This window comes from Nocardia sp. NPDC127579, from assembly GCF_042672005.1.
Taxonomy (GTDB): Bacteria; Actinomycetota; Actinomycetes; order Mycobacteriales; family Mycobacteriaceae; genus Nocardia.
Genome location: NZ_JBHXVZ010000021.1, coordinates 1 through 3,400, shown reverse-complemented (window position 1 = coordinate 3,400; position 3,400 = coordinate 1). Strand labels below are relative to the sequence as shown.

Sequence of the window (3,400 nt, the reverse complement as noted above, 5' to 3'; positions counted from 1 at the left end):
GTCAACGGAACCTGATCGATCACCACGATCGACGACGGCACCATATAACTCGGCAACCGCCGCCCGAGATCAGCCGACAACTCGGCGACATCGATGACATATCCCGGCACCGCAACGACATACGACACGAGCATCGTCACGCCTGCGGACCCGGTGTGACCGACGGTGACGGCGAAATCGACACTGGGATCGACGGTCAGCGCCGCATCGATCTCGCCCAGCTCGATCCGGAAACCACGGACCTTGACCTGGAAATCCGAGCGGCCCACATACTCGACGGTGCCCTCAGCGGTCCAGCGCACCACATCACCGGTGCGATACATCCGCTGACCGTCGGCAAAGGGATCGGCCACGAACCGATCCGCGGTCAGTCCGGCGCGTCCGAGATAGCCCCGGGCCAGCTGAATGCCCGACAGGTAGAGCTCGCCCGCCACCCCGACGGGAACCGGCTGCAACCGAGAATCCAGCACCAGGGCATGCATGCCCCGAATCGGGGCGCCCACGGTCACACGATCGCCCGGGGACAACGCGTCACTGATATTGCTGGCAATGGTCGCCTCGGTGGGACCGTAGGCATTGAAGAACTTGCGCCCGCCGGCAGCGAACTTGGTGATCAGGTCGGCGGAAACCGCCTCACCACCGGCGATCACGACCCGCAGACCGGCCAACGCGGCGGGATCCATCGACGCCAGTACCGACGGCGTCAGCATCGCGTGCGTGACTCGCTCCTCGCGAATCAATTCCGCCAACTCCGCACCGCCGTAGGTGCCCGGCGGCACCACGATCAGCGCGCCGCCGCTACCCACGGCGAGCAGGAATTCCAGCACCGAAGCGTCGAAGCTCGGGGACGCGAAATGCAAAGCGCGAGTGAAACCATCGAGCCCATAACGCTCGTTCTGCTCCGCCCGGAAATTCGCCAGACCGGCATGACTCACGACCACACCCTTGGGGCGGCCGGTGGTGCCGGAAGTGTAGATCACATACGCCGGATGCTGCGGCAACAGCGGCCGCAGCCGATCCCGATCATGCAGCGGCGCATGGGAATAACCATCCACATCGAGCTCGTCGAGCACCACCCAATCCACCGAACCCGGCAACTGCGCACGCACCGACGACACCGTCACACCCACACGCGCACCCGAATCACCGAGCATGTACTCGACACGATCACCCGGCAGATCCGACGCCACCGGCAAGAACGCACCACCGGACTTCGCAATCGCCCACGTCGCCAGATACGACAACTCCGACCGCGGCACCGTCACCGCGACCACATCCTCGACACCCACACCACGCTCGATCAGCAACCGCGCCAAACGATTCGACCGAGCATCCACCTCCGCATACGACAGAGCTGTCCCCTCGAACACCACCGCCGGCGCACGCGGATCACCAGCCACCGCCTCGGCCAACAACTCCGGCAACGTCCGCACCGGCTCAGCAGCCACACCCACACGCGCCACCAACTCAGCACGCTCATCCACACGCAGAATATCGATGCTGCCCACCGTCGCCGACTCGTCGGCAGCGATAGCCTCGAGGACGCGCACCCAGCGCCAGGCGATCTCAGCGGCCGTCGACTCGTCGAAAAGATCTGTGGCGTAGGTCAATTCGAGCGTCCAGCCGCCACCATCGACCTCGGTCAGGGTGAACTGCAGATCGAACTTCGCCAGTTCGACGTCGAGCTCCTCGGCCCGCACCGCCAGACCGTCGAGCTCGAGCGTGGGCCGGCTCAGGTTCTGTACCGCGAGCATCACCTGGAACAACGGATGCCGAGCCTGCGAACGCGCCGGATTCAACACCTCCACCAAACGCTCGAACGGCACATCCGCATGCCCGAACGCCGCCAGATCCGTCTCCCGAACACGACCCAAGAACTCGGTAAACGACTCCCCACCATCAACCCGAGAACGCAACACCAACGTATTCACAAACATCCCGACCAAATCATCGAGAGCCTGCTCACCACGACCCGCAATCGGCGTACCGATCGCCACATCCTCAGAACCCGACAACCGCGACAACAACACCGCCAGCGCACCATGCAAAACCATGAACACCGACGCATTGTGCTGACGACTCAACACCACCAAACGCTGCTGAATCTCCGCCGAAACATCAACAGAAACCCGACCACCCCGGAAACTCGCCACCGGCGGACGCACCCGATCAACCGGCAACACCAACTCATCCGGCAAATCCGCCAACTGCGACACCCAATACCGAGTCTGCCCCGAAATCAACGACTCCGGATCATCCTCAGCACCCAACACCTCACGCTGCCACACCGCGTAGTCGGCGTACTGCACCGGCAGCGGCGCCCAGGCCGGCCCGACGCCGGCGGTCCGCGCGCTGTAGGCGACCATGATGTCGCGGGCCAGCGGCGCCAGCGACCAGCCGTCGGCGGCGATGTGATGCGCGACCACACCGAGCACATACTCCGAGGCGCCGAGCTGGAACAGCCGGACGCGCAGCGGCGTTTCGGTGCTGACATCGAAACCCGCAGCGGCCAGCGTGATCAGATGTTCGAACAGGTCGGCATCGGTGACTCGCAGCAGGTCCAGATCCGGCACGACGCCGGCGGCGTCCAGCACCTGCTGCGCCGGCCCGGCATCGCTGTCCGGGAAGACCGTGCGCAGCGACTCGTGCCGCGCGACCAGGTCACCGATAGCGGCTTGCAGAGCGGCGACATCGAGCTCACCCGACAGCCGGATGGCGAACGGCAGGTTGTAGGCCGAGGAAGACTTGTCGAATTGGTTGAGGAACCACATCCGCTGCTGCGCGAACGACAGCGGCACCAATTCCTCGTCGGGCCGCGGTCGCACCGTCAACCGGGGACGTGTGCCCTGACCGGTCTGCGACTCCAGCCGCGCGGCCAGCGCCTCCACCGACGAGGCGTCGAACAGCGCACGGACCGGCACGTCCACGTCCAGTGCCGCGCCCAGACGCGCGGTCACCCGCGTCGCGATCAGCGAGTTGCCGCCCAGGGCGAAGAAGTCGTCGTCCAGGCCCACCCGGTCGGCGCCCAGCAGATCGGCGAAAACACCCGCCACGATCTCCTGCACCGGCGATACCGGCGTGCGGAACTCACGTGCCTCGAATACCGGCTGCGGCAAGGCCTTTCGATCGAGCTTGCCCGAAGCGTTGAGGGGGAAGGCGTCGAGTACTACGAAGGCCGCGGGAACCATGTACGCCGGAAGTTGCGCCGCCACCTCCGCGCGCACCGTGCCGAGGTCGATCGCCGCGTCCGCCGGAACCAGGTAGGCGACCAGCTGTGCGCCGGTCAGCTCGTCCTCGCGGACCACGACAACGGCTTGGGCCACCTCGTCCAACGCCGTCAACGCCGACTCGATCTCACCCAACTCGATCCGCAGACCACGCACCTTCACCTGGAAATCAG

The 3,400-nt window shown here is 65.4% G+C and carries 1 protein-coding gene; it reads right to left on the bottom strand.

The genetic code is table 11. The features are described 5' to 3' along the window. A partial coding sequence (locus ACFVMC_RS33115; RefSeq protein WP_379216923.1) for an amino acid adenylation domain-containing protein occupies positions 1 to 3,400 on the bottom strand: 3,400 nt, incomplete at both ends.